The following is a 20,153-nucleotide window of genomic DNA, read 5'->3' on the forward strand; positions in this document are numbered from 1 at the left end:
TTCCTGGGGTTCTGGGGATGAAAATCGAAAATCAGAAACGAAAAACGCGGCTGGTAGCCGCGTTTATCTGGTTGTCTTGCTGAGTCCTACCGCTGACCTGACACGGTGAAACCCGACGCACGAAAAACTAACGCGACATAGGGCGAAAGTTCCGGGTCGTAGTTCGTGCCAGCGGGAAAAACATGATGCCTGGGCCTTCAGGGGTGGACTGGAAGCGGCCCGCCAGCTTGGGCAACGTATGGCGTCAAGGGCATGGACGTCGCGACGGTGGGCTGATGGGCTTAACGTTGCCGATTGTAGCACCCTTTGAGCCGGTTTCGTGGCGAAAGCGCCACACCCTCTCCCTGTGCCCGCGCTGGCCGCTCAGGCCAGGTTGCGACTGTCCGCGATGGCCGCCAGCGCGTGCTGCACGCCCTCTTCCCAATGCGGCGCGTGAATGCCGAAGGTGCGTTCCAGCAAGCGGCAGTCCAGGCGCGAATTCATGGGCCGCCGCACGGACGTGGGATAGTCGTCGGACGGCACCGGCCGGATGTCGCCCGGCGTGAGCGTGACGGCCAGGCCCGCCCGACGCGCCTGCTGGGCGATGAAGCAGGCGTACTCATGCCAGCTTGCGTCTCCCGAGGCGGCCAGATGGTACAGGCCGAAGGGGAATTCATCCTGCGCCGCGCGATTCAGGTAACGCGCCACGACAAGCGCGGTGGCATCGGCGATGAAGGCCGCCCCGGTGGGAGCACCGCGCTGGTCGCTCACCACGCGCAGCGCTTCCGGCTGGCGCAAGGCCATCAGCATGGTCTTCAGGAAGCTGTTGCCGAATACGCCATAGACCCATGACGTGCGAAACACCAGATGGGCGGGATTCATCGCCCGCACCGCCACTTCGCCTGCCAGTTTGCTGCGGCCGTAGGCGTTCAGCGGCGCGGGCACGTCCCGTTCGTCGTAGGCGCCGGCCTTGGCGCCATCGAACACGTAGTCGGAGGAATAGTGGACGATCAGCGCGCCGCGGTCTGCTGCCAGGGCGGCCAGTTCACCCGCGGCCTCGGCATTGATGCGCATGGCGCGCACGATGTCGTCTTCGGCCCGCTCGACGGCCGTGAAGGCCGCCGCGTTGACGATGACATCGGGCTTTTCACGCTGTACCAGCCGCGCGATCTGCAACGGATACGTCAGGTCGCAATCGCTGCGGCCCGTCGCGACCACGCGGCCCAGGGGGGCGAGGCTGCGCCGCAGCTCGAACCCCAGCTGCCCTTCCCTGCCTAGCACCAGAATCTTCTTGGGCATTCGCCACCCACGCCTTGCTTGCCTGTGACGACGGCCAGGCAACATGCCGGCCTCGCGATTGAATCCGGCAGCGATTATGCCCCGAAGGCCGGGGGTTCCTCTGCGCCGCGAGCGTGGAACCGCATGACTGCGCGTAAACCCCACCCGTATTTCCGTCCGATTTTGGCCTGATTCTGATCCGGACAGCCCAACAAAACGTAATCTGCCCATACAAATTTAGGACCAATCACGACGTACGCACCGGACGCCATCGCCCCCAAAGCCCTGCCGCCGCCCGCGTTCCCTTGGCCATTCAGTGGAGCATCGATGAAAAGTGTGTCAGCGCCAGATTCCGCCCTCCTCCCTGCCGACAAACCCCACGGCAAGAAGGACGGACAACGCCTCAATTCGCGCAAGCATCTCCTGCTGTCGCAACCCCCACCCGTCATACGGGTGGCGATCCTGGATGACCACCCCGTGGTCGCTCTGGGCGTGGGCGCCTTTCTGGACAGCCGGCCGGGGTTTCGCGTCCTGCACCGCGAAACCTCGGGCCGCAGCCTGCTTCAAAAATTGGACGCCGCCCCCTGCGACGCCGCGCTGGTCGATTTCTACCTGCCCCTGGAGCCCTGGGACGGCGTGAACTACCTGCGGCGGCTGCGGCGTTACCACCCCAACATGGCGATCATCACCTTCTCGGCCGGCAACCGCATGGAAACCCAGTACGCGGCCTTCCGGGCGGGTGCCAACGGTTATCTCGCCAAGCAATGGGGAATGATCCTGCTGCCCGAGATGATCCACGGCGTGCTGAGCCGGCGGGACCCTTTTCTTTCCGTCCAGGACGGCAAGGTGCGCGCCATTTCGCCGACCCATCCGCACGCCCTGCTCACGACGTCCGAAGTCGAAATCCTGCGGCATATCAGCCAGGGGCTGTCGGTCACCCAGATTTCGGCGCGGTTGATGCGCAGCAAGAAGACCATCAGTACCCACAAGCGCCGGGCGATGCGCAAGCTGCAGCTGTCTGACGATCTGGCACTCGCCCTTTACCTGCGGGAGAAGTTCACCGAATAGCCCCCGGCCGCCAGGCCGGACGCCCCTCGTCCAGGGCCTCGCACAGGCCCTAGATGATGCGGGAGTAGCTGGCGCCGGAGCTGGCCGCGCTGCGCAGGTACCCGTCAAAGGCCATCGCAACGGCCCTGACGAAGTACCAGCCCAGGCCGGTCACGCGCAGTTCCCCGGCACGCAGGTTCACCAGGCCGAGTTCGGCCAGGTTGGTCATCTGCGACAGTTCGGCCCCGAAATAGTCGCCAAAGCGCAAGCCGTGGCGCGATTCAATGCGGGCAAAATCCACGCGGCCCTGGCACATGATGTCCATGATCACGTCGCGCCGCGCCAGATCATCGGCATTGAGCGCCAGGCCTCGTTCCACCGCAAAGCGGCCGGACTCGATGGCGGCGTAGTAGCCGTCCAGGTCCTTGGCATTCTGGCTGTAGGTATGGCCGATGCGGCCGATGGCCGACACGCCCAGCGCGACCAGGTCGTGGTCGGGCTGGGTGCTGTAGCCCTGGAAATTGCGGTGCAGCTCTCCACGTTGCTTGGCGATGGCCAAGGCGTCGGTGTTCAGCGCGAAATGGTCCATCCCGATGTAGGTATAGCCGTGCTTCAGGAAGCCTTCGATGGCCGCACTGAGCAGGCCGACACGCGTGGCACGGTCGGGCAGGTCCGCCGGGTTGATGCGGCGCTGCGGCTTGAAGCGTTCGGGCAAGTGAGCGTAGGCGTACAGGGCAATGCGGTCGGGTCGCAGCGTGGTGACCTGGGCAATGGTGCGCGCGAACGATTCCGTGGTTTGCAGCGGCAGGCCGTAGATCAGGTCGACGTTGACCGAGTCGTAACCCAGCGCACGGGCGCTTTGCATCAGGTCGCGGACGTCCTCGAACGACTGCACGCGATGCACCGCCACCTGGACCCGTGCGTCGAAGTCCTGCACGCCGAAACTGAGCCGGTTGAAGCCCAGCTGGCGCAGCTGCGCCAGGCGCTGCGGCGTGGCGGTACGAGGATCCACCTCGATGGAGATTTCGGCGTCGGATTCGAAGCGGAAGGCGGCGCGCAGGTCCGTCATCAAGCGTTCAAGTTCGTCGTCCGACAGGAAGGTCGGCGTACCGCCGCCGAAATGCAACTGCGATACCGGCACGCCCGGCCCCAGTTCGGCGACATGCAGCGCGATCTCGCGCTCGAGCGCGTCCAGGTAGCGAGCGGCACGGTCGTGATGGCGGGTCACGACCTTGTTACAGGCGCAGTAATAGCAGACCGAATCGCAGAACGGGATGTGCACGTACAGCGACAGGGGCTCGGCCGGGCTCGCCTCGTGCCGCTGGCGCAAGGCCTGGCGGTACGCGGATTCGCCGAAACCGCCGTGATAGCGGTCCGCCGTGGGATAAGAGGTGTAGCGCGGGCCGTTCTTGTCCAGCCGGGCCAGCAATTGCGGCGGAAAAAAAGGCTCGGCGGCTTGCGCTGGAGGGTCTGCGAGTAAAGGGCGTAGGGCGGCTTGCATACCCTGGATTATTGGCTTGCGGCGGCCCTGCCGCCTTGATCTTGCGCAAAGGTCGCCCGGCCGCATCGCGGGGGGCCCGTAAAATGCCGCCACATCCATACATGACAAGGACTCCCCCGTGGACACCGAACTGGACGGCCGCCTGCTGGCCCTGCGGCAAGCCCTGGCGATTGCCATCGCCCTATCCACCCGCAGCAGCCCGCAGGCCACCGACATGGCGCTGGAACTGCTGGACGATCTGAAGGCCAACCTGGACAAGGCGCCGTCGGACAGTCCTTTCGAAAAGCCCGATTGGGTCGTGGGCGCCCACGACGAGCTGGACGGCATCGCCCGCATGGTGCGGGCCTTTACCCAGACGCCCGACCCCGGCGAAGAGGCCTGAACCCCACCGCGCCCGACAGCGGCCGGGTCGCTGCCTCCCTGGGTTGCTCGGCCATAGCCCCAAAAAATACGGCGCGGGCAGACACCTGCTAATGGTCAGCCGGGCTGCGGGCCGGCACCGCCGTATCGGTCGCGCAGACTGCCGTCGGCCGCGTGACGCGCCAGTACAAGCGCGGGAATGCCTCCCCCACCGGGCCAAAGCCATCGGGCTGCGTCTTGGCCCGCCGCAATTCCAGCGCGCCGCAATCGGCCACCAGATCCGCCCGCACCCATGGGCTGAATTGAAACTGCCCGTCTATCAGCACGACGGGCTTCTCGGGCAGGCGCAACGCCAGCGCGCCCGACTCGGCCCAGGCGCCGGCGATCACCTTGACCGGGCCGCCCAATTCGGCAACGGCGCGGTCATGCAGGATATCGGCCAGCCCCTGGGCATCGAAATAGCGCCAGTCGGATGCCCGACGCCACAGGCCGGCGCCGTTGGGCGAGGTCAGTTCCACGCGCGCCATCAGCAACAGCTGGATCACGACAAAGACCCACACGACCTGGCGAGGACGAAACGGCCCGTGCCACGCACTGCGCGCCAGTTCCATGGCGGCAGGCACGATGAACAGCAGGAACGGCGTGCCCCAGTGCAGCTGGATGTGCGAGCCCGACAGCAAGGCCATGAGGCTGACGAACAGCAACGGCGTCAGGCCGAACGACAGCAGCAACGCGCGGCCGGCGGCCTCGCCCTGGCCGACCACGGACCGGGCGGGGGCCGCGGCGCGACGCGCACGGCGCCCGGACAGCCACACTGCCGCCAGAAAGACCCAGGCCGGCAGGGCGCGGGTGAACAACTGGTCGCCCCACCAGGCGGCCACTTCGACCAGGCGCGCGCCCCACGGCAGGCCGGCGCCCAGCGATGATGCCATGGCGTACTGCAGCGGCTTGAAGTCGTGGCTGATGAGCCAGATCATGTGCGGGGCGAACACCGCCAGCGCCGTCAGGCCCGCCACCTGCAGCCCGAAAACATGCATGGGGTCACGCCAGGCCTTCCGGCTCAACCAGAACAGCAGCACCGCCAGGCCGGCGACGGCGATCTGGTACTTGGCCAGGGCCCCCAGACCCAGGCACACGCCCAACAGGATCCACCAGCCGATCCGGCGGGTGGAATAGGCCTTCCAGCAGGCCATCGCACTGCCGGCCACCAAAGGAATCAGGACGATCTCGTGGTTGTAGAAATACAGCCGGCCGTTATAGAACGTGACGCACAGGCCGCCCAAGGTGGCGATGGCGGCGTAGGCCTCGCCGCGCATGCCGCGCAGCAGGCGCCACATCAGCAGGAAGGCGCCCAGGGTGCAGGCCGCGCCCAGCAGGTAGGTCGCCCAGGCCGTCCAACCCAGCACCTGCACCACCGGCCACAACAGCCAGGTCGGCAGGGGAGGATGCTTGTAATAGCCCCACTCCAGGCTGCGGACCCAGATCAATTGCTCGATGTTGTCGGTGGGCGGAACCAGCACCGCGCGGTCCGACCACCACAGCCACGCCAGCGCGAACACCGCCATGCCGATGCTGATCCGCCAGAAATCCGGCCTTCCTGCCATTGTTGCGCCACGCTGCACGCCCCTCTCCTGTTCCCGGCATACGCAATGCCCCGCCCTGTTGCCCCGCACACTCGGGCCCAGCGATTATCCGGCCCGCCCGTGGGGGCAGGCGCAGGGGTTTTGTGCGGCAATTGTTCGAAAACTGTAAAGCCGTCGCGGCCTCGCCGCGCCGCCCTAACTGGCCTGACCACCAGATAGGAAGACGGGAAACCCCTCTGATCGTTTTCCCTTGATCGGTCTATTTTTTCTTTGATTTCAATGAGAAGCTGTAGGCATAAGTGGCCTGACCACCAGACCAAGACTTCCGCAGCATTCTGATGAACACCTTCCAAGCCGTCGCCGTTACCCGCCTGTACCGCATGATTGCCGACCAGATCGCCGGCCGCATCCAGGCGGGGGATTTTCCCCATGGCGGCCGGCTGCCCTCCGAGCGTGAACTGGCCGAGCAATTGCAGGTCAGCCGCGCGTCGATCCGCGAGGCCTTGATCGCGCTGGAAATCGAAGGCTACGTGGAAGTGCGGGTGGGGTCGGGCGTCTTCGTCACGGCCTCTCGGGACGAAGACGCCCCGGCCTCGGCCCCCCAGGACGAGATCGGCCCCTTCGACCTGCTCGAAGCGCGGATGCTGATCGAACCGGAATGCGCGGCGCTCGCCGCGCAGCAAGGGACCGAGGCGCAACTGGCGGCCATCCGCAAGGCGCATGAGGGCATGTCGCTGACCGATACGCCCGGCCTGCACGACCGTGAATTCCACCGTGCGATTGCCGCGGCGTGCGGCAATGCGGCGCTGGCCTCGTCGGTGGCGCACTTGTGGGACCTGAGCCTGGCCAGCCCGGTGTTCAGCCGCATGCAGGACTATTTCGTCAATACCAAGGTGTGGGCCGTGGCCCACGCCGAACACCAACGCATCCTGACGGCCATCCTGGCCCGCGACCCGATTCGCGCGCGGCATGCCATGCACGCCCACCTGATCGGCATCCTGGCCCGCCTGCGGGAAGACTTCGGAGTGTTTGCATGACGGTCGTATCCCCCCTTGCCCGCAACGGCGGCCAGATCCTGATGCAGCAATTGCGCATCCACGGCACTCGTCGGATCTTCATGATTCCGGGCGAAAGCTACCTGCCCTGCATCGACGCGCTGAACGAGCACCGCGGCGCCATCGAGCCCATCGTCTGCCGCCAGGAAAGCGGCGCGTCCTACATGGCCGAGGCCTACGGCAAGCTGACCGGCGAGCCGGGCGTGTGCTTCGTCACCCGCGGCCCGGGCGCCACCAATGCCAGCATCGGCGTGCATACCGCCTTCCAGGATTCCACGCCGATGATCCTGTTCGTCGGCCAGGTCGGCAACGATTTCTACGAACGCGAAGCCTTCCAGGAAATCGACTACCGCCGCATGTTCGGGCAGATGGCCAAGTGGGTTGCACAGATCGACCGCACCGACCGCATCCCCGAATTCGTGGCGCGCGCCTATGCCACCGCCACCAGCGGCCGCCCGGGTCCGGTGGTGCTGGCGCTGCCGGAAGACACGCTCTGGGGCACGGCGTCGGTGCTCGACCTGCCGCCCTACCCGCGCATCGTCGCGCATCCTGGTGAACACGACCTGGATCGCCTGCGGCAACTGCTCGATGGCGCCGAACGCCCGGTCATGGTGGTGGGCGGCAGCGGCTGGACGGACGAAGCCATCGGCCAGGTCGCCGCCTTCGCGCAGCGCTTCGAGCTACCGGTGGGCACGGCCTGGCGCCGGCTGGAGTGCTTTGACCAGCGCCACCCCAACGCCGCCGGCCACGTGGGCTGGGGCATGACCGAGGCGCTGCGCACCCGCATCCAAACGGCCGACCTGATCCTGGCGGTCGGCACGCGCCTGGGCGAAGCCACCACCGAGGGCTACCAGCTGGTGCAAAGCCCGCAGCCGCGCCAGAAGCTGGTTCACGTGTATCCCGACGCCCAGGAACTGGGCCGCGTGTATGCGCCGACGCAAGCCATCGTCGCCAGCGTGACGGGCTTTGCGCAGGCCGTCGCCCGCCTGCAACCGGCCCATGCCAAGCCGCGCGGCGATGCGGTGCGCCAGGCCCACGCCGATTATCTTGAATCCCTGGCGCCCCTGCCCGCGCCCGGTCCGCTGAGCCTGGACACGATTGCCGCGCAGGTCAGCCAGCGCCTGCCGCAGGACGCCTGCGTCACGGTCGGGGCCGGCAACTATGCGCTGTATCCACACCGTTATCGCCAATTCACCGGCCCCGGCACCAGCCTGGCACCCACCGTGGGCGCCATGGGCTACGGGCTGCCCGCGGCCGTGTCCGCCAAGCTGGAGCATCCCGGCAAGACGGTGGTCTGCTATGCCGGCGACGGCTGCTTCCAGATGAATCTGCAGGAACTGGGCGTGGCCCAGCAATACCGGCTGGGCATCGTGGTGCTGGTGTTCAACAACGGCATGTGGGGCACCATCCGCGCCCACCAGGAACGCGAGTTTCCCGGCCGCCCGATCGCCCTGGACTTCGAGAACCCCGACTTCACCCAGATCGTGCGCGGCTACGGTGGCTATGGCGAAGCCGTCGAGCGCACCGAGGATTTCGCCGCCGCATTCGACCGCGCGCTGGCCTTCGCCGACCGTGAACAGCGGCCGGCGCTGCTGGAAATCCGCTACGACGCCGACGGCATCGCGCCCGGCCAGACGCTTACCTCCATCCGCACCGCGGCCCTGGCGCGCCACGCCGCCGCGCCCTCCCATTGACCCGAACGAGGCTCAACCATGACTTCTTCCCTGTCCGTCAACGGCAACCGTCTCTGGCAGTCCCTGATGGATCTGGCGCAGATCGGCGCCACCCCCAAGGGCGGCAACTGCCGCCTGGCCCTGACCGCGCTGGACGGCCAGGGCCGCGACCTGGTCACCGGCTGGATGCGCGACGCCGGCCTGACGGTGCGCGTGGACCAGGTCGGCAACATCTTCGCCCGCCGCGCCGGCCGCAATGACGCGTTGCCGCCGGTGATGACGGGCAGTCACATCGACACGCAGCCCACGGGCGGCAAGTTCGACGGCTGCTACGGCGTGCTGGCCGGACTGGAAGTGATGCGCACGCTGAACGACGCAGGCGTACAGACCGAGGCACCGCTGGAAGTGGCCATCTGGACCAACGAGGAAGGCTCGCGCTTCGTGCCGGTGATGATGGGCTCGGGCGTGTTCGCCGGCAAGTTCTCACTGGAAACGGCGCTGAGCGCGCGCGACGCCAAGGGCATCGCGGTGCGCGACGAACTGCGGGCCATCGGCTACGCGGGGCCGGACCCCGTGGGCGGACGCCCGGTGGATGCCTACTTCGAGGCCCACATCGAACAAGGCCCGATCCTGGAACATGAAGAAAAAGTGATCGGCGTGGTGACCGGTTCGCTGGGGCTGCGCTGGTACGACGTGACGGTGACCGGCATGGAAATGCACGCCGGCCCCACGCCGATGGGCATCCGCCGTGACGCGCTGTTCGCCGCCAGCTACCTGCTGCAGGCGGTGGTCAACATTGCCAACGCCAACCAGCCGCACGGCCGCGGCACCGTGGGCGAGATCCATGCCCACCCCGGCTCGCGCAACGTCATCCCTGGCCAGGTGCGCTTCACCACCGATCTGCGCCACGAAGACGAAGCGACGCTGACCCGCATGGATGCCGCGTGGCGCGACGCCTGCCGCGAGATCGCCGACAAGCATGGCGTGACCGTCGACGTGAAGGACGTGCAGTACTTCCGCCCCACCCCGTTCGATCCGGACCTGGTGGACAAGGTGCGCCAGGGCGCCGCCCAGCGAGGCCTTGCGGCCATGAACATCGTGACGGGCGCCGGCCACGACGCCGTCTACATGGCGGCGGTGGCGCCCACGGCCATGATCTTCGTGCCGTGCAAAGACGGCATCAGCCACAACGAAATCGAAGACGCCCAGCCCGGCGATCTGGAAGCCGGCTGCAACGTGCTGCTGGACGCCATGGTGGCACGGGCCAACGGCCCGCGCTGAATCGACAAGGACACGGCCATGACAACCTACACCTTTGACGACTGGCAAGCCCGCGCCCGCTCGCTGACGCTGCGCGGCCAGGCCTATATCGACGGCGCCTATGCCGATGCCGCCGACGGCGCCACGTTCGTCGCCACCAGCCCCATCGACGGCCGCAAGCTGGCCGACGTGGCCGCCTGCGGCCAGGCCGACGTCGACCGTGCGGTCGCCGCAGCCCGCCGCGCCTTCGACAGCGGCGTCTGGTCGGGCCTGCCGCCGCGCGAACGCAAGGCCCGCCTGCTCAAGCTGGCCCAACTGATCACCGATCACAGCGAAGAGCTGGCCCTGATCGAAACCCTGGACATGGGCAAGCCGATCCGCGACGCGCTGGCCTTCGATCTGCCCGAGACCGCGCAGTGCTACGCCTGGTACGGCGAAGCCATCGACAAGGTCTACGACGAAATCGCCCCCACGGGCCCGAACGCGTTGGCCACGGTGACGCGCGAGCCCGTCGGCGTGGTGGCCGCCGTGGTGCCCTGGAACTACCCCCTGCTGATGGCAGCCTGGAAAGTGGCGCCGGCACTGGCCGCCGGCAACAGCGTCATTCTCAAGCCTGCCGAGCAATCGTCGCTGAGCGCGCTGCGGCTGGCGGCGCTGGCCGAGCATGCCGGCATTCCCGCCGGGGTCTTCAATGTCGTGCCGGGCACCGGCCCCGTTGCCGGCCAGGCCCTGGGCCTGCACCCGGACGTGGACTGCGTGGCCTTCACCGGGTCCACCGCCACCGGCAAGCGCTTCATGACCTATTCGGGCGAATCGAACCTGAAGCGGGTCTGGCTGGAATGCGGCGGCAAATCGCCGCACATCGTGTTCGAAGACTGCCCCGACCTGGACCGCGCCGCGCTGATCGCCGCGCTGGCGATCTTCTCGAACCAGGGCGAAGTGTGCATCGCCGGCTCGCGCCTGTACGTGCACGACGCCATCTACGACACCTTCATGGAAAAGGTGGCGCGCCACGCCGCCGACATGCGGCCCGGCAATCCGCTGGACCCGGACACCACGCTGGGCGCCATGGTCGATGAGCGCCAGACGCGTTCGGTGATGGCCCGCATTGCGGCCGGCCAGGCCGATGGCGCCACGCTGCGCATCGGCGGCCGTCAGGTCCGCACCGACAGTGGCGGCTTCTACATCGAACCAACCATTTTCGACTGCGTCGATGCAACCCACCCGCTGGTTCGCGAAGAGATCTTCGGGCCGGTGCTGACCGCGCAGCGATTCCGCAGCGAAGACGAAGCCATTGCGCTGGCCAACGATTCGGCCTACGGCCTGGGTGCGGGCCTGTGGACCGCCAACCTGGGCCGCGCGCATCGCCTGTCGCGGCGACTGCGCGCCGGCCTGGTCTGGGTCAATTGCTATGCCGACGGCGACATCACCGTGCCGTTCGGCGGCGTCAAGCAATCGGGCTTCGGCCGCGACAAATCGCTGCATGCGCTGGACAAGTACAGCGACCTGAAGACCACCTGGATCGACATCAGTCTGTAGGCCCCCGTCCGTGCATCGCGTTCGCCGCATTGGTGCGCGGCGCTGTACCTGGCACCTAGACAGCGCATTGTTGTAGCAGCTTCACCCGCAGTTCCCCGAGAAACCCAGGTGGCACGAGGTTTGCTTGTCATAGCCGGCACGCGCCGCGTAAACAGGCGCCCACCTGACCGACACTCTTCCAGCCCGGAGGCTCGCAGTGAAATCGAAGAAATGGTTCTCCCTCAGCATCGGCGCCCTGCTCCTGGCCGCCGCCTTGCCCGCCACCCAGGCCCTGGCCCAGACCAAGGGCGGCACGCTGAACATGATCGTCCAGCCCGAACCGCCCGTGATCGTCACGGCCATCAACCAGCAGGGCCCGACCCAGTTCGTCGCCGGCAAGATCTATGAAAGCCTGCTGACCTACTCCACCGACCTGAAGCCGCAGCCGGGCCTGGCCAAATCGTGGGAAGCGTCGGCCGACGGCCTGACCTACACCTTCCACCTGCAGGACAACGTCAAGTGGCATGACGGCAAGCCCTTCACCGCCGACGACGTGGTGTTCACGCTGTCGGACATGCTGCCCAAGACCCATGCGCGGGCCCGCGTGATCCTGAACAAGTTCGTCGACTCGGTGCAGGCCACCGACCCGAAGACGGTGGTCATCAAGCTGAAGTCGCCTTTCCCGGCCTTCATGCTGATGTTCGAGCCGGGCTTTGCGCCGATGATGCCCAAGCACATCTACGCCGGCACCGACTACATGGCCAATCCGGCCAACCAGAAGCCCGTCGGCACCGGCCCGTTCATGTTCAAGGAATGGAAGCGCGGCGAGTACATCAAGCTGGTGCGCAACCCCGATTACTGGAAGCCGGGCATGCCGTACCTGGACGAGCTGGTGTTCAACGTGATCCCGGACGCGGCCTCGCGCGCGGTGGCGTTCGAGCGCGACAGCGTGGACGTGCTGCGCGGCGGCGACGTGGACAACGTCGACATCAAGCGCCTGCGCGCCCTGCCCAAGGTGGAATACACCACGGCCGGCTGGGAAATGTTTTCGCCCCAGGCCTACCTGATCTTCAACATGCGCAAGCCGCCGTTCGACAACCTGAAGGTGCGCCAGGCGGTCATGGCCGCGATGAACCGCAACATGGTGGTCAACAACATCTTCTTCGGCCTGGGCAAGGTATCCACCAGCCCGTTCGTGACCACCGAGATGTTCTATGACAAGAACATGCCGCCCATGGCCTTCGACATGAAGAAGGCGCGCGAGCTGATCAAGGAATCGGGCATCAAGCCCGGCGACTACACCATCCGCCAGTTGAGCTTCCCGTACGGCTCGACCTGGGACCGCCTGGGCGAATACACCAAGCAGGCGCTGGAACAACTGGGCTTCAAGGTCAACCTGGAATCGACCGATGCGGGCGGCTGGGCCAGCCGCACCGGCAACTGGGACTTCGACCTGACCACCAACTTCACCTACCAGTACGGCGACCCCGCGCTGGGCGTGCAGCGCCTGTACATCTCGTCCAACATCGTCAAGGGTTCGCCGTTCGCCAACGTGCAGGGCTACAGCAACCCCGAGACCGACAAGCAGTGGGAAGCGGCGGCGTCCGAAGTCGACCCGGCCAAGCGCCAGGCGCTCTACACGCAGCTGCAGACCACGCTGGTCAACGAGGTCGCCAACGGCTTCCTGGTGGACATGGAATTTCCCACGCTGTATCGCGCCAACGTCAAGAACCTGGTCAAGACCGCCATCGGCCTGAACGAGTCGTTCGACGACGTCTACATCGAGAAGTAAGCGCCGCACACCGCCACCGGGGCCGGCACCCCGGCGGCGGCGCCCGGCCGCGCGACGGACACCCGCGCCCGTCCACGGAGGACCTTGAGCATGAAATTCCTGTCTTTCCTCGTATCCCGCATCGGCAAGGCCCTGGTGGTCGTGCTGGGCGTGGTCATCATCAATTTCTTCCTGATCCGCCTGGCGCCCGGCGACCCCGCCGCCGTGCTGGCGGGCCAGGCGGGCGCGGGCGATGCCGCCTATGTCGAGCAGTTGCGCGTGGCGTTCGGGCTGGACAAGCCCGTGCTGACGCAGCTCTTCCTGTACCTGAAAGGCGTGGTCCAGCTGGACCTGGGCTTTTCCTACCGCAACCACGTGCCGGTGCTGGACCTGATCGTCGAGCGCCTGCCCGCCACTTTCCTGCTGATGTCCTGCGCCTTCGTGTTCTCGATCGTGCTGGGCGTGCTGCTGGGCGTGGTGGCCGCCAAGGCGCGCTACCGCAACAAGCGCCGCTGGATCGACAGCTCGGTCATGACCGGCGCGCTGCTGCTCTACGCCACGCCGCTGTTCTGGCTGTCGCTGATGGGCATCCTGCTGTTCTCGGTGGTGCTGGGCTGGCTGCCGGCCTTCGGCATGGAAACCGTGGGCGCCGGCCTGACCGGCTGGGCCCGTGTGGCCGATATTGCCCAGCACCTGATCCTGCCGACCGTCACGCTGGGCTGCTTCTTCATGGCCGTCTACGTCCGGCTGACGCGGGCGTCGATGCTGGAAGTCATCGGCATGGACTTCGTCAAGACGGCGCGCGCCAAGGGCGTCAGCCCCAGCCGCGTCATCCGCGCCCACGTGCTGCGCAACGCGCTCTTGCCCGTCATTACGTTTGCGGGCATCCAGCTGGGCCAGATGGCCGGCGGCGCGGTGCTGACCGAGACCGTGTTCGCCTGGCCCGGTATCGGCCGGCTGATGTTCGATGCGCTGCTGCAGCGTGATTACCAGCTATTGCTGGGCATTTTCCTGGTGACCTCGATCATGGTGGTGGTGTTCAACCTGCTGACGGACGTGCTGTACCGGCTGATCGATCCGCGCATCGGCGCGGGCGCCCAACAAGGAGCCGCCGCATGAGCCCCTTTGCCCGTCGCTATATGCGCAACTACGGCGCGGTGGCCGGCCTGGCCATCATGCTGGTCGTCGTCGTCGTGGCCCTGGCCGCCCCCCTGCTGTACCCGGATTCGCCCTGGATGATGGTGGCGGACCCGCTGATCCCGCCGTTCACCGACGCGGCCTACCCGTTCGGCACCGACATGCTGGGCCGCGACATCACCGCCGGCCTGGTGTGGGGCGCCCGCGTGTCGTTGATGGTGGGCTTGCTGTCCACCACCGTGGCGCTGGTGTTCGGCATCGTGGTCGGGTCCATCGCCGGGTACTGCGGCGGCCGCGTGGACGATGCGCTGATGCGCTTCACCGAGTTCTTCCAGACCATTCCGCAGCTGGCCATGGCCGTGGTGCTGGTGGCCATCCTGAGCCCGTCGGTGTATTCCATCATGGGGGCCATCGCGGTGGTGTCCTGGCCGCCGGCGGCACGCCTGGTGCGGTCGGAATTCATGACGCTCAAGCAGCGCGAGTTCGTGCAGGCGGCCATCGTCATCGGCCAGACGCCCGCCCGCATCGTGGGCACGCAGATCCTGCCGAACGCCATGTCGCCCATCATCGTGTCGGCCTCGTTCATGGTGGCCACCGCCATCCTGACCGAATCGTCGCTGTCCTTCCTGGGCCTGGGCGACCGCAACCTGATGAGCTGGGGCTTCATGATCGGGGCGGCCCGCACCATGATCCGCGAAGCCTGGTGGATGAGCGTGTGGCCGGGCGTGGCCATCCTGCTGACCGTGCTGGCCATCAACCTGATCGGCGAAGGCCTGAACGACGCCCTCAACCCGCAACTGCGCAAGCGCGGCGAATAGGAGACCGGCATGAACGCATCCCCGCCCCTGCTTTCCATCCATAACCTCAGCATTGCGCTGCCCGGCGGCGGCGACCGCCCGTTCGCGGTGCAGGACGTCTCGTACGACATCCATGCCGGCGAAATCCTGTGCATCGTCGGCGAATCCGGCTCGGGCAAATCCATGAGCGCCAACGCCATCATGGGCCTGTTGCCGGACTACCTGACGCCGCAGCAGGGCCGCATCCTGTTCCGCGGCACCGACCTGCTGCAACAGGACGAGGCCACCCTGCAAGCCATGCGCGGCAAGGACATGGCCATGATCTTCCAGGAGCCCCTGTCGGCCCTGAACCCGCTGATGACGGTGGGCGAGCAGATCAGCGAAGTCATGCGGGTGCACAATGCCTACCCCGGCGCCGAGCGCATGAAGCGCACGCTGGACCTCCTGGCCTTCGTCGGCCTGCCCGACCCGGCCACGCTCTATCACGTGTACCCGTTCCGCCTGTCCGGCGGCCAGCGCCAGCGCGTCATGATCGCCATGGCCCTGGCGCTGGAGCCCGCGCTGCTGATCGCCGACGAGCCCACCACTGCGCTGGACGTCACCACCCAAGCCCAGATCCTGGCGCTGATCGCCCGCATCCAGAAGGAAAAGGGCATGGGCGTGATGTTCGTCACCCATGACTTCGGCGTGGTGGCCGAGATCGCGCACCGGGTGGCCGTCATGGAAAAAGGGGTGCTGGTCGAACAAGGGCCGGCCGACGAGGTGCTGAACCGGCCGCGCCATCCGTACACCCAGCGCCTGATCGCCGCCGTGCCGCATCGCCGGGGCGAGGAACGCGTCGCGGCCGCCGACGACCGGCCCGTGCTGGAAGTGAAAGACCTGAAGAAGACCTACGTCATCGGCCACGGCTGGCTGGGCAACAAGCGCGAAGTGCATGCGGTGGACGGCGTGAGCTTTACCGTGCGTCGCGGCGAAACGCTGGGCATCGTCGGTGAATCCGGGTCGGGCAAGTCCACCATCGGCAAATGCCTGCTCAAGCTGGTCGGCATCAATGGCGGCCAGCTGATCTTCAACGGCCAGGACATCGCCACCCTGCCCGAGTCGCGCTTTCGGCCGCTGCGCAAAGACATCCAGATGATCTTCCAGGACCCGTTCGCCTCGCTCAATCCACGCCACACCGTGGGCCGCATCATCAGCGACGGCCCGGTGGCCAACGGCGTGCCGCGGGCCCAGGCCGAGGCCCGGGTGCGCGAACTGCTGTCGCTGGTGGGGCTGGACCCGTCGGCGTTCGACCGCTATCCCAACCAGTTCTCGGGCGGCCAGCGCCAGCGCATCGGCATCGCGCGCGCGCTGGCGCTGGAACCCAAGGTGCTGGTGGCCGACGAATCCGTCTCGGCGCTGGACGTGTCCGTGCAGGCACAGGTGCTGCAATTGCTGCACGACCTGCAACAGCGCCTGAAGATCGCGCTGGTGTTCATCACCCACGATCTGCGCGTGGCCGCCCAGATCTGCAATTCGGTGCTGGTCATGCACCGCGGCAAGGTGGTGGAATACGGCTCGCCCAGCCAGATCTTCGACAACCCGCAACACGCCTATACGCAACAGCTCATCGCCGCCGTGCCCGGCCAACACTGGGATCCCACCCAGGCACAGGCCGCCGCCTGAAAGCGGCTCAACCAGGAGACTCGACCATGCAACGCCCCGCTGCCATCCCGACCGTCCAGATCGACAACGCCCAGGTCACCGTGACCGAGTGGCGCTTTCCGCCGGGCGGCGAAACTGGCTGGCACCGCCACGGCATGAACTACGTCGTCGTGCCGCAGACCACCGGCCCGCTGCTGCTGGACACGCCCGACGGCCCGATCACCAGCCAGCTCACCACCGGCGTGGCCTACTACCGGCCGGTGGGGGTGGAGCACAACGTCATCAACCCCAGCGACACCGAATTCGTGTTCGTCGAAATCGAAATCAAGCAGGCGGCCTGACGCCCCCCCCTGGACAAGGATCACCATGAAGGCGTTTTTCTCGGAAGAACAACTGCTGCACGCGCCCCGGCAGTTCATGCGGCTGGGACGCATCAGCGCGCCGACCGACCTGCCCTCGCGCGCCGAAAGCCTGCAAAGCGCCCTGGCGGCGCGCGGCGTTGCCGTGCAGGCACCGGCGGATTACGGCCGCAAGCCGCTGGAAGGCATCCACAGCCAGGACTACCTGGACTATCTGGAAACCGCGTACGCCCGCTGGCAGGCCTTGAAGGCGCCCGGCGTGGACCCCGGCCCGGAGGTGCTGCCGAACCTGTCGCCCTACTACAACGGCCGCATCGAGACGGCCGGACGCGGCCCCTGCCCGTCGCCGTCCATCGTGGCGCAGACGGGGTATTACCTCAGTGACCTGTCGTGCCCCATCGGCCCGCAGACCTGGCGATCGGCGCTGCGCTCGACCCACAGCGCCGTGGCCGCGGCCGATCACGTCGCAGGCGGCGGCAGGCTGGCCTATGCGCTATGCCGACCGTCGGGCCACCACGCCCATCGCGATCGCGCCGGCGGCTTCTGCTACCTGAACAGCAGCGCAGCCGCCGCCAGCCGCTTGCTGCAGACCTGGTCCAAGGTGGCGGTGCTGGACGTGGACGCGCACCACGGCGACGGCACCCAGAACATCTTCTACCAGCGTGCGGATGTCATGACCGTGTCGCTGCACGCCGACCCCACCGGCTACTACCCGTTCTACACCGGCTATGCGCACGAGCGCGGCCACGGCGCGGGTGAAGGCTGCAACCTGAACCTGCCGCTGCCGCACGGCTCGGGCAACGACGTCTTCCTGAAGGCACTGGACACCGCCCTGGCCGCACTGGCCGGGTATGCGCCAGAGGCCCTGGTGCTGGCATTGGGTTTCGACACCTACAAGGACGACCCTATCAGCGTGCTCAAGCTGGACATCGGCGCCTACCGCGACATCGGTGCGCGCGTGGCCAGCCTGGGCGTGCCGACGGTGGTGGTGCAGGAAGGCGGCTACATGGTCCAGGCCATCGGCCCGGCGCTGGACGCCTTCCTGCAAGGCATGAGCCAGGGCGGCACCTGAGCCGGCCATGACCCTTCCCCCATCGGCCGCGCCCGCGCAGGCCGCCGCGTCGGCGGCGGTAGCGACCGCCGCAATACCGGCTGCCGCAGCACCGGCCGCCGCCACCTCTGCCGGATCCCGCCGCGCCGGCATCCTGCTGTTCTTCGGCGCCCTCATGGCCTTTGCCACGTTCGACGCCGGCTCCAAGCAGATGCTGGCGTATTACCCCGCACCGTTCCTGAACGTCATGCGCTACATCGCCGTGGCGACGCTGGCGCTGGCGATGCTGTGGCGCCACCGCGGCCAACGACTGCGCGATGCGGCGCACAAGCCCCTGCTGGTGCTGCGCGGCGTGATGCTGGCCACCGTGGCCAGCTGCTTCATGACGGCGCTGATCTGGATGCCGCTGTCCGAGGCCACGGCGATCTACTTCACCTCGCCGCTCATCATGGTGGCGCTGTCGCCCTGGCTGCTCGGCGAAAGGGTCAAGGCGGCGCAATGGACGGCGGTGGCGGCGGGCTTTGCCGGCATGCTGCTGATCGTGCGGCCGGGGTCCGACCTGCCGGTGCTGGGCACCGTGCTGATGGCTGTATCCGCCGTCAGCTACGCCATCTTCCAGGTGCTGACCCGCAAGCTGTCGGGCAAGGTCGCCGGGCCGGTGCAATACGCCTACACCGCCTTCATCTGCCTCATTGCCACGGCGCTGCCCGCGCCGTTCTTTTTACCGGATCCCTGGCCCACCGCCATCGACATGACGCTGATCGTAGCCTTGGGCGCATGCAGCGGCCTGGCGCAGATTCTGCTGATCGCGGCGTTCCAGCGCGTGTCGGCCGCCACCCTGGCGCCGCTGAACTACTTTCAGTTGCTGCTGGCCGTGGCGTTCAGCACCTTCTGGTTCCAGCGCCCGCCCGACAGCCTGGCGCTGGCCGGCATGGGCCTGATCATGGCGTCGGGGGTCTTCCTGGCGTTGCGGCGGACGAACTAGAGCGGACTCAGAGCGCCGCCGCGCCCACGGAAATCAGGTGGTTTCGCGCTGGACCAGGGTGAAGCCCAGGTCCACGTGGCGCTGCGCGATGTCCTGCCCCTCCAGTTGCCGCAGCAGCAGTTGCGCGGCCTCCCGGCCGATCTCGTAGCGCGGTGTGGCGATGGTGGACAAGGGCGGCGTGGTCCAGGCCGTGCCCGCCAGATCGTGAAACCCCACGATCGCAATCTGCGTCGGCACGCTCACTCCCAGGCGCCCGCACTGGAACACCGCTCCCTGGGCCAGGTCGTCATTGCAGAAGAACACCGCATCGCAATCGGGATGTGTCGCCCGCAGGCGCTGCAACAGCGTCGCGCCCAGGCCAATGGAGGATTTCTCCGGCGTCATGATTTCCAGTGACGGATCGTACAGGCCGGCATCGCGCAGCGCCTGGCGGCCGCCTTCGCAGCGGCGCAGCGAACGCGGGTCCAGCTGCGCGCCGACGATGGCGATGCGCCGGTACCCCCGGTCCACCAGGTGCCGGCAGGCCGCATACCCCGAATCGGCCTGCGAGAAGCCCACGCTCATGCCGTCCTCGCCAGCCAGGGTTTCGATCGTGTGCACGGTGGGCATGCCCTGCACCCGCAGCAGATCCCACACGCCCGGGTTGTGGTCGATGCCGGTCAGGATCAGGCCGTCCGGCAGATGCTGCAGATACTTGCGCAGCAGCGCTTCCTCGGCGTCGGGCGAATAGCCGGTCACGCCGATCAGCAGATGGTAGCCCTGCGCGTCCAGCGCGTCCTTGATGCCCGTGATGATGTCGATGAACACCACGTTGCTGAGCGAAGGAATCAGCACCACGATGGTCTGTGACCGCGACGACGCCAGCGCACTGGCCGCGTGATTGGGCACGTAGCCCAGTTCCTGGCAGACCTGGGCGATGCGCAGGCGCAAGCCCTCGGCCACCTTGTCGGGCGTGCGCAACGCGCGCGACACCGTGATCGCGCTGACCCCGGCGCGGTCCGCGACCTGTTGCATGGTCACCCGCCCGGCTCGGGTGCTGCGCGGCTTTCGGATGGACATCGATCTTTCTGACCCAGTTGGCGAGCCCGTAGTCTGACGCAAACCGGGGGGCTTGCCAAACCAAAAATGTTAGCGCTAACATCAGCTTCGCAAGAC

The 20,153-nt window shown here is 67.2% G+C and carries 17 protein-coding genes; 13 read left to right on the plus strand and 4 right to left on the minus strand.

The genetic code is table 11. The features are described 5' to 3' along the window. Window positions 1-363: 363 nt before the first annotated feature. The gene (gene rfbD, locus AC6LJ2_RS16550) at window positions 364-1,278 is read right to left on the minus strand and encodes a dTDP-4-dehydrorhamnose reductase (protein ID WP_445658634.1); all 915 of its coding nucleotides are present in this window, start codon (window positions 1,276-1,278) and stop codon (window positions 364-366) included. Between the two features lie 306 nt (window positions 1,279-1,584). Here rfbD and AC6LJ2_RS16555 point away from each other — a divergent pair, with 306 nt between their 5' ends. After that, complete coding sequence (locus AC6LJ2_RS16555; RefSeq protein WP_263914771.1) at window positions 1,585-2,325, plus strand: response regulator transcription factor; 741 nt, start codon at window positions 1,585-1,587, stop codon at window positions 2,323-2,325. A 49-nt stretch (window positions 2,326-2,374) separates the two neighbouring features. Here AC6LJ2_RS16555 and hemN read toward each other — a convergent pair whose 3' ends face one another. Next, window positions 2,375-3,805 (minus strand): oxygen-independent coproporphyrinogen III oxidase, encoded by a 1,431-nt coding sequence (hemN, locus tag AC6LJ2_RS16560; RefSeq protein ID WP_498151760.1) that lies wholly within the window; start codon window positions 3,803-3,805, stop codon window positions 2,375-2,377. Between the two features lie 118 nt (window positions 3,806-3,923). On the opposite strand from hemN, the gene AC6LJ2_RS16565 reads away from it, so the two are divergent. Then, window positions 3,924-4,187, plus strand: a complete 264-nt coding sequence (locus AC6LJ2_RS16565) for a hypothetical protein (protein ID WP_263914769.1) — start codon at window positions 3,924-3,926, stop codon at window positions 4,185-4,187. Between the two features lie 88 nt (window positions 4,188-4,275). Here AC6LJ2_RS16565 and AC6LJ2_RS16570 read toward each other — a convergent pair whose 3' ends face one another. Further along, the gene (locus AC6LJ2_RS16570) at window positions 4,276-5,769 is read right to left on the minus strand and encodes a glycosyltransferase family 39 protein (protein WP_498151761.1); all 1,494 of its coding nucleotides are present in this window, start codon (window positions 5,767-5,769) and stop codon (window positions 4,276-4,278) included. 317 nt (window positions 5,770-6,086) lie between these two features. Here AC6LJ2_RS16570 and AC6LJ2_RS16575 point away from each other — a divergent pair, with 317 nt between their 5' ends. The 11 genes from AC6LJ2_RS16575 (at window position 6,087) to AC6LJ2_RS16625 (ending at window position 18,998) form a co-directional block, all read left to right on the plus strand. Beyond that, window positions 6,087-6,785, plus strand: coding sequence for a FadR/GntR family transcriptional regulator (locus AC6LJ2_RS16575; RefSeq protein WP_498151762.1), 699 nt, complete (start codon window positions 6,087-6,089; stop codon window positions 6,783-6,785). Next, window positions 6,782-8,497, plus strand: a complete 1,716-nt coding sequence (locus tag AC6LJ2_RS16580) for a thiamine pyrophosphate-binding protein (RefSeq protein ID WP_498151763.1) — start codon at window positions 6,782-6,784, stop codon at window positions 8,495-8,497. Before AC6LJ2_RS16575 ends, AC6LJ2_RS16580 begins: the two co-directional genes overlap by 4 nt. 18 nt (window positions 8,498-8,515) lie before the next feature. Then, the gene (locus AC6LJ2_RS16585) at window positions 8,516-9,757 is read left to right on the plus strand and encodes a Zn-dependent hydrolase (protein WP_498151764.1); all 1,242 of its coding nucleotides are present in this window, start codon (window positions 8,516-8,518) and stop codon (window positions 9,755-9,757) included. A gap of 18 nt (window positions 9,758-9,775) precedes the next feature. After that, the gene (locus AC6LJ2_RS16590) at window positions 9,776-11,275 is read left to right on the plus strand and encodes an aldehyde dehydrogenase (protein ID WP_263914764.1); all 1,500 of its coding nucleotides are present in this window, start codon (window positions 9,776-9,778) and stop codon (window positions 11,273-11,275) included. Between the two features lie 196 nt (window positions 11,276-11,471). After that, window positions 11,472-13,046: an ABC transporter substrate-binding protein gene (locus tag AC6LJ2_RS16595; protein ID WP_498151765.1), complete on the plus strand. Its 1,575-nt coding sequence runs from the start codon at window positions 11,472-11,474 to the stop codon at window positions 13,044-13,046. 90 nt (window positions 13,047-13,136) lie between these two features. Next, window positions 13,137-14,144 carry an ABC transporter permease gene (locus tag AC6LJ2_RS16600; RefSeq protein ID WP_263914762.1) on the plus strand — a complete coding sequence of 336 codons (1,008 nt, stop codon included), beginning with the start codon at window positions 13,137-13,139 and terminating at the stop codon, window positions 14,142-14,144. After that, window positions 14,141-14,980, plus strand: a complete 840-nt coding sequence (locus AC6LJ2_RS16605; RefSeq protein ID WP_263914761.1) for an ABC transporter permease — start codon at window positions 14,141-14,143, stop codon at window positions 14,978-14,980. The genes AC6LJ2_RS16600 and AC6LJ2_RS16605 overlap by 4 nt, the downstream gene beginning before the upstream one ends. Before the next feature lie 9 nt (window positions 14,981-14,989). After that, window positions 14,990-16,624 (plus strand): ABC transporter ATP-binding protein, encoded by a 1,635-nt coding sequence (locus AC6LJ2_RS16610; protein WP_498151766.1) that lies wholly within the window; start codon window positions 14,990-14,992, stop codon window positions 16,622-16,624. A 26-nt stretch (window positions 16,625-16,650) separates the two neighbouring features. Next, window positions 16,651-16,944, plus strand: coding sequence for a cupin domain-containing protein (locus AC6LJ2_RS16615; protein ID WP_025135334.1), 294 nt, complete (start codon window positions 16,651-16,653; stop codon window positions 16,942-16,944). Window positions 16,945-16,969: 25 nt separating this feature from the next. Continuing rightward, window positions 16,970-18,034, plus strand: coding sequence for a histone deacetylase family protein (locus AC6LJ2_RS16620; RefSeq protein ID WP_498151767.1), 1,065 nt, complete (start codon window positions 16,970-16,972; stop codon window positions 18,032-18,034). Between the two features lie 7 nt (window positions 18,035-18,041). Continuing rightward, window positions 18,042-18,998 carry a DMT family transporter gene (locus AC6LJ2_RS16625; protein WP_498151768.1) on the plus strand — a complete coding sequence of 319 codons (957 nt, stop codon included), beginning with the start codon at window positions 18,042-18,044 and terminating at the stop codon, window positions 18,996-18,998. A 33-nt stretch (window positions 18,999-19,031) separates the two neighbouring features. Here the strand turns inward: AC6LJ2_RS16625 and gntR are convergent, their stop codons facing one another. Beyond that, window positions 19,032-20,057, minus strand: a complete 1,026-nt coding sequence (gene gntR / locus AC6LJ2_RS16630; protein WP_445658628.1) for an HTH-type transcriptional regulator GntR — start codon at window positions 20,055-20,057, stop codon at window positions 19,032-19,034. Window positions 20,058-20,153: the final 96 nt, after the last annotated feature.

The sequence above is a fragment of the Achromobacter sp. 1014246743 genome (assembly GCF_059760725.1).

Bases quoted from the DNA above. Each gene is read 5' to 3' on its own strand.
- rfbD (WP_445658634.1), bottom strand. From the start codon at position 1,278: ATGCCCAAGAAGATTCTGGTGCTAGGCAGGGAAGGGCAGCTGGGGTTC.
- AC6LJ2_RS16625 (WP_498151768.1), top strand. From the start codon at position 18,042: ATGACCCTTCCCCCATCGGCCGCGCCCGCGCAGGCCGCCGCGTCGGCG.
- AC6LJ2_RS16580 (WP_498151763.1), top strand. From the start codon at position 6,782: ATGACGGTCGTATCCCCCCTTGCCCGCAACGGCGGCCAGATCCTGATG.
- AC6LJ2_RS16575 (WP_498151762.1), top strand. From the start codon at position 6,087: ATGAACACCTTCCAAGCCGTCGCCGTTACCCGCCTGTACCGCATGATT.
- AC6LJ2_RS16620 (WP_498151767.1), top strand. From the start codon at position 16,970: ATGAAGGCGTTTTTCTCGGAAGAACAACTGCTGCACGCGCCCCGGCAG.
- AC6LJ2_RS16570 (WP_498151761.1), bottom strand. From the start codon at position 5,769: ATGGCAGGAAGGCCGGATTTCTGGCGGATCAGCATCGGCATGGCGGTG.
- AC6LJ2_RS16600 (WP_263914762.1), top strand. From the start codon at position 13,137: ATGAAATTCCTGTCTTTCCTCGTATCCCGCATCGGCAAGGCCCTGGTG.
- AC6LJ2_RS16615 (WP_025135334.1), top strand. From the start codon at position 16,651: ATGCAACGCCCCGCTGCCATCCCGACCGTCCAGATCGACAACGCCCAG.
- AC6LJ2_RS16590 (WP_263914764.1), top strand. From the start codon at position 9,776: ATGACAACCTACACCTTTGACGACTGGCAAGCCCGCGCCCGCTCGCTG.
- AC6LJ2_RS16585 (WP_498151764.1), top strand. From the start codon at position 8,516: ATGACTTCTTCCCTGTCCGTCAACGGCAACCGTCTCTGGCAGTCCCTG.
- AC6LJ2_RS16555 (WP_263914771.1), top strand. From the start codon at position 1,585: ATGAAAAGTGTGTCAGCGCCAGATTCCGCCCTCCTCCCTGCCGACAAA.
- AC6LJ2_RS16610 (WP_498151766.1), top strand. From the start codon at position 14,990: ATGAACGCATCCCCGCCCCTGCTTTCCATCCATAACCTCAGCATTGCG.
- hemN (WP_498151760.1), bottom strand. From the start codon at position 3,805: ATGCAAGCCGCCCTACGCCCTTTACTCGCAGACCCTCCAGCGCAAGCC.
- gntR (WP_445658628.1), bottom strand. From the start codon at position 20,057: ATGTCCATCCGAAAGCCGCGCAGCACCCGAGCCGGGCGGGTGACCATG.
- AC6LJ2_RS16605 (WP_263914761.1), top strand. From the start codon at position 14,141: ATGAGCCCCTTTGCCCGTCGCTATATGCGCAACTACGGCGCGGTGGCC.